This window comes from Pseudomonas sp., assembly GCF_037994325.1.
Taxonomy (GTDB): Bacteria; Pseudomonadota; Gammaproteobacteria; order Pseudomonadales; family Pseudomonadaceae; genus Aquipseudomonas.
This window is the reverse complement of record NZ_JBBNAH010000282.1, coordinates 1-5416: the sequence shown is the minus strand read 5'-3', so window position 1 is coordinate 5416 and position 5416 is coordinate 1. Positions and strand designations below refer to the sequence as shown.

5 protein-coding genes are annotated in these 5416 nt (G+C 58.8%); 3 read left to right on the top strand and 2 right to left on the bottom strand.

Annotated features, from left to right (window positions below):
* Positions 1 to 76 precede the first annotated feature (76 nt).
* Complete coding sequence (locus AAAB16_RS09455) at positions 77 to 850, top strand: nuclear transport factor 2 family protein (RefSeq protein WP_340663106.1); 774 nt, start codon at positions 77 to 79, stop codon at positions 848 to 850.
* On the opposite strand, the gene AAAB16_RS09450 is transcribed toward AAAB16_RS09455, so the two are convergent.
* Positions 851 to 1288, bottom strand: a complete 438-nt coding sequence (locus tag AAAB16_RS09450) for a nucleoside deaminase (RefSeq protein ID WP_340663105.1) — start codon at positions 1286 to 1288, stop codon at positions 851 to 853.
* A gap of 229 nt (positions 1289 to 1517) precedes the next feature.
* On the opposite strand from AAAB16_RS09450, the gene AAAB16_RS09445 reads away from it, so the two are divergent.
* Entirely contained in the window at positions 1518 to 1862 is a 345-nt protein-coding gene (locus AAAB16_RS09445; protein ID WP_340663104.1) for a hypothetical protein, read from the top strand.
* Between the two features lie 140 nt (positions 1863 to 2002).
* On the opposite strand, the gene AAAB16_RS09440 is transcribed toward AAAB16_RS09445, so the two are convergent.
* Entirely contained in the window at positions 2003 to 4138 is a 2136-nt protein-coding gene (locus AAAB16_RS09440) for a methyl-accepting chemotaxis protein (RefSeq protein ID WP_340663103.1), read from the bottom strand.
* Positions 4139 to 4389: 251 nt separating this feature from the next.
* Here AAAB16_RS09440 and AAAB16_RS09435 point away from each other — a divergent pair, with 251 nt between their 5' ends.
* Positions 4390 to 5169 (top strand): M48 family metallopeptidase, encoded by a 780-nt coding sequence (locus AAAB16_RS09435; protein WP_340663107.1) that lies wholly within the window; start codon positions 4390 to 4392, stop codon positions 5167 to 5169.
* The last annotated feature ends 247 nt before the right edge of the window (positions 5170 to 5416 follow it).

Genomic DNA, 5416 nt, shown 5'->3' with positions numbered 1-5416 from the left:
GGAGTAGGTTGGGTTGAGCACAGCGAAGCCAACGGCTGGACCGATAAGGCCAACACAACAGGGCAGAGGGTGAGCAATGGATGAAGAAACCGAACGCACCCGCGAGGTGGTGGAGCGTTATCACCAGTGTTGGGTGGCGCGCGATGTGGATGGCGTGGTGGCGCTGTTTCATCCGGACATCGAGTACTACGACTTCTTTAATAACCTGCGCATTCCGCTACCGCAGTTGCACGATTACGTCAGCACCGCCATGCCGCGCAGTGCCCAGCACCGCCTGGAGCATGTCGACCGCATTCGGGTGGATGGCGATACCGCGTTTATTCAGTACCACTCGCGCCTGACGCTGCGCCGCAGCAGCCGCCTGGCGTCGTTTCGCGCCAGTGAGGCGATAACCGTGCGCGATGGTTTGATCTGGCGCGTGCATGAGTACGCCACGCCGGTGCGCGAAGAACAGCCAGCGAGCGCGGACAAAGTGCCGCGGCTCGGGTTGTCATCGGCACAGGTGCAATTGATGTTGCTGGATTTGCAGCAGTACTTTTGCGCCGAGCAACCTTACCTCGCCGCCGACCTCGACCTCAGTAAGGTGGCCAGCGATACCGGCTATACCCGCAACCAGATTTCCTACCTGCTCAACCAAGTGCTGGGTTTGAGCTTTTACCAGTACGTCAATCGCGCGCGCGTCGATCACTTGCTGGAGCAGATGAAGGGCGAGGACGGCACGCGTATCGACGAACTGGCCTTTGCCGCCGGCTTTAATTCGCTGTCGGTGTTTTACCGCTGTTTTCGTGCGCGAACCGGCTTGCCGCCGCGTAGTTACTTTAAGCAGTTGGCCAAGGACAAAGCGCCGTGATCACTCGCCGATGTCTTCATTCCACAGCTGCGGCTGGTCGGCAATAAACTGTTGCATCAGCGCCACGCAGGTGTGGTTTTGCACCACGTCCACCTGCACGCCGCGCGCACGGAGCAACTCCTCATCGCCCATAAACGTTTGGTTCTCGCCAACGATCACCTTACGGATGCCATAAAGCAGAATGGCGCCGCTGCACATCGGGCAGGGCGACAGGGTGGTGTAGAGCACCGCTTCACGGTACAGGCTGGCGGGTTGGCGACCGGCGTTTTCCAGGGCATCCATCTCACCGTGCTTGATCACACTGCCTTCTTGCACCCGCCGATTGTGCCCACGGCCAATAATGCGGCCGTCATGCACCAGCACCGAGCCAATAGGAATGCCGCCTTCGGCCAGGCCCAACTGCGCTTCCTCGATTGCCGCTTGCATAAAAGCGTCCATGGTTACTCCTTGATTGCGCATCGTAAGTGGCTGTGAGCCCTACCCTAGAGCAGTCCTTTTCATCACGCCAGCTTTAGTCCGTGGGCTGTTAACTGCCTGAAAGGCAGGGTTTTTTCTATACTTATCGAATTTGTTGATTGGATAGGCCGGCTATTTGCGCTTTTTACCTGTGATAAGTCGATCAATACTAGCTCCACACCCAAGCCAAACGAATCCCGGAGCAACCACCATGAAAAGCAAACTGATCCTTAGCCTGACCCTGACCGTACTCGCCGCTGGCGCCGTAACCGTTCACGCCACCGACCTGTACCAACAACTGAATTCTCCTGTAGTAGCCGAAGGCGGCGCTGACCGCACCGGCGCAAACCGCGTAGCTGAAGGCGGCGCTGACCGCACTGGCGCTAACCGCGTAGCTGAAGGTGGTGCTGACCGCACTGGCGCTAACCGCGTAGCCGAAGGTGGTGCTGATCGCACTGGCGCTAACCGCGTAGCCGAAGGTGGTGCAGATCGTACTGGCGCTAACCGCGTAGCTGAAGGTGGTGCCGATCGCGTAGGTGCAAATCGTATTAGCTGATAGCAGACGATGTAAAAACAAAGCCCGGCGGATGCCGGGCTTTTTGCGTTGTGGGGTTTACCGTTCCGTGCACGGTGCATACACGGCAATCGACTGGTGCGCACAGCACACCCTACAGCGCAGAAAGCCCGAGTTTTGCGTTACACCCTGAACTGGTTAATCAACCGCCGCTGCTGCTCAGCCAATTTGGTCAATTCGGCGCTCGCCTGGCTGGCTTCATCGGCACCGCCGGCCACTTCGGCCGCCACTTGGCCGATGTTGGTGACGTTGCGGTTAATGTCTTCCGCTACCGCGCTTTGCTCTTCGGCGGCGCTGGCGATCTGCGTGTTCATATCGTTGATCACCGACACCGCCTGGGTAATGGCATCCAGCGCGCCAGCCGCTTCAGCCGCATGTTTAACGCTGTCGTCGGTTTTGCCTTGGCTGTCTTCCATCACTTTCACCACTTCCCGCGTGCCCTGTTGCAGCTGCTGGATCATGGCTTGAATTTCTTCCGTGGCTTGTTGGGTTTTCTGCGCCAGGTTGCGTACTTCATCGGCCACCACGGCAAAGCCGCGACCTTGTTCGCCGGCGCGTGCCGCCTCAATCGCCGCGTTAAGGGCCAGCAAGTTGGTCTGTTCGGCAATGCCGCGAATGGCGGTAAGAATGGCGTTGATGTTTTCGCTGTCCTTGGCCAGGTTTTGCACCACAGCCACGGCGCGGCCGATCTCCGTGGCCAGCGAGGCAATGGCTTGCGAGGTGTTGTTAACGATGCGCTTGCCTTCGTTGGCCGAGCGGTCGGCGGCATTGGCTGACTCGGCCGCCAGGGTGGCGTTGCGCGCCACGTCCTGGGCAGTGGCGGTCATCTCGTGCACGGCGGTGGCTACTTGATCAATTTCGATCATTTGCCGCTGCACGCCCTGATTGGTGCGGATGGCGATATCGGCAGTGTTTTCCGAAGAATCGCTGACCTTCTGCACCGACCCCACCACGTCGCGAATCATGTTCTGCAACTTGTTCAGGAAGGTATTGAAGCCGTTGGCGATCTGCCCCAGCTCGTCGGCGCGATCAACCTGCAAGCGCTTGGTCAGGTCGCCGTCGCCCTGGGCAATATCGTCGAGCATCAGCACCATTTGCTTTAGCGGCCGGGCAATGCCGTAGCCGACAAACCAGATCACCAACAAACCAATGCCGGCGATCAGCAGACCGACCAGGGTCATGCCCAATACATCGGTTGCACGCTGATCATTGAGGCTCTGATGCAGGGCGTTCATCTCGGCATACACCGCTTGTTCTGGCAGCTGCATCACCAGCGTCCAGCGGCTGCTGGTATCGCCAATGCTAAAAGGCATGAGCAATTGAAGGGTGCCGGTATCCTTATTGGTGCTGAAACTAGGCTCGCCCAACGGCAGGCTTTTCAGGTCGCCAATGCCGGGCAGCACTTCGGCGCTTGGTGTGCCGCGTTTGCTCGCGTCTTTGGTGTAGGCAACGATGCGGCCGTTGTTGGAAATCAGCGCCAGCTCACCCGCGCCGTCATACAGCTTGCTGTCTGCGGCGATGAGCAGCTCCTGAATAAAGTCGACGGTGAGGTCAGCACCGACCACGCCGCGGAACTGCCCTTTAACCATAATTGGCACGTTAAAGGACGCGAGCATCACCATCTTGCCGGCCATTTCATAAGGGGCCGGATCAATAATGCAGGCGCTTTTAGTTTCCCGTGTGCAGAGGTAATACTCGCCGGCGCGAACACCGGTAGGCAGTAGTTTGGGGTTTTCCATGTCGCTGCCGAGGGCTTCCACCGTCAGGCTGCCATCGGGCTTACGGTACCACCACGGCATAAAGCGGCCGCTGGCATCGTACGCGTTGTCGGTTTGGCCGGCGTACTTAGCGTCGTCGTCACCAAAGGCATTGGGTTCCCAGCCGATGTAGCCGTCCACCAGTTTCGGGTTTTTCTCCACCACGTTGTGCAAGAGGTTGGAGAGTTCCTCTCGACTCAAGCCCAAAGCCGGAGCGCCGCTGTTGTCGGTTTCGCCTACCAAGGCATTGGTTTGTGCCACGCTGGTGGCCATCACCAAGGGGTATTCGAGTTCTTTTTGAATCTTGCTGATCTGCGCCGTAGCCAGGGCGTTAAGGCGCTGGTGAATGGTCTCTTCCAGCAACTTTTGCGTGCTGGTTTTTACCAGCTCCTGCGTACGCGCTCCGGCGAACAATCCATACAGCACCAATGCCACTACTACAGCCAGCACGCTGGCACCGGCCAGGGCTGCCACGGAAAATTGGATGGATCTGAATTTCATAAGTACTCCAGAGTCACAGAGGTTGCCGGTCCATGGCGTATCGGCCGAAGCGCGGAGAAACATGAGTGGGAAAAGGTTGGTGAGCAATGTCACAAGCAAAGATGGCAACTGGCCGTCTTGCAAGGCTGCGGTTGTCGCCCCGTCATGGCCGGCTTAAAGTGCCGCCCCAGTTCTGTACCAAAGCAGATACCGATTTTTTCAAGGAGAGTGTCGTGGCGAAGTTGTTTTATGTGAGCGGTCTGAGCCTGGCCATGTTGTTGGCCGGATGCCAAGCGGTAAATACCACCTCGGGTGACTCGGTTGGGGTAGGGCGCAAGCAGTACATGTTCAGCATGCTGTCGACCCAAGAGGTCAACCAGATGTATGCGCAGTCGTACCAGCAAACCCTCAGCGAAGCCAAAGGCAAAGGCCAGTTGGACAAAACCAGCGCCAACGCCAAGCGCGTGGATGCCGTGGCCAAGCGCCTGATTGCTCAAGCGCCAAAACTACGCCCCGACTCGGCGCAATGGGCGTGGGAAGTGAACCTGGTGGACAGCGACGAGCTCAACGCCAACTGCGGGCCAGGCGGCAAGATCATTGTGTATAGCGGCCTGATTGATCAGCTGAAACTTACCGATGACGAACTGGCCGCAGTGATGGGCCATGAGATTGCCCACGCTCTGCGCGAGCATGGGCGTGAGGCAATGTCCAAGGCCTACGGCATGGAGATCGCCAAGCAGGGCGCGGGTGCGTTGCTGGGCTTGGGCGAAGACACCATGGCTCTGGCCGATACCGTGGTGGAGTACAGCCTGACGTTGCCTAACAGCCGCGAGAATGAAAACGAGGCGGACCTGCTGGGGCTCGAGTTGTCGGCGCGGGCGGGGTACAACCCGAATGCAGCGGTGAGTTTGTGGCAGAAGATGGCCAAGGCCAGTGAGGGGGCGCCGCCGGAGTTTATGAGTACGCACCCGGCGTCGAGTACGCGGATTGCGTCGTTGCAGGCGGCGATTCCGCGGGTTGAGCCGCTTTATCAGCAGGCGCGGCCGAAGTAGGGAGTGGGCGCGCCCTGCGAGGATTGCTCGTAGGGTGTGCTGTGCGCACCGGCTTTTGATGTTGGCTTTTTTCGGTGGTGTTCTTCTTTACCGCGTGCTCTAGGCGTTTTGTTTCGCGCCTTACGCGCGAGTGACTTTTTGGCATTGCCGGATTGCGGCTCAACCCCAGATCAAGATCACAAGCCCCTCACCCCAGCCCTCTCCCGCAAGCGGGAGAGGGGGCTTGATCGAGTTGTTTGAGCGAGTG

Excerpts from the sequence above, each read along its gene's own strand:
- AAAB16_RS09445 (WP_340663104.1), top strand. The coding sequence starts at position 1,518 with ATGAAAAGCAAACTGATCCTTAGCCTGACCCTGACCGTACTCGCCGCT.
- AAAB16_RS09440 (WP_340663103.1), bottom strand. The coding sequence starts at position 4,138 with ATGAAATTCAGATCCATCCAATTTTCCGTGGCAGCCCTGGCCGGTGCC.
- AAAB16_RS09450 (WP_340663105.1), bottom strand. The coding sequence starts at position 1,288 with ATGGACGCTTTTATGCAAGCGGCAATCGAGGAAGCGCAGTTGGGCCTG.
- AAAB16_RS09455 (WP_340663106.1), top strand. The coding sequence starts at position 77 with ATGGATGAAGAAACCGAACGCACCCGCGAGGTGGTGGAGCGTTATCAC.
- AAAB16_RS09435 (WP_340663107.1), top strand. The coding sequence starts at position 4,390 with ATGTTGTTGGCCGGATGCCAAGCGGTAAATACCACCTCGGGTGACTCG.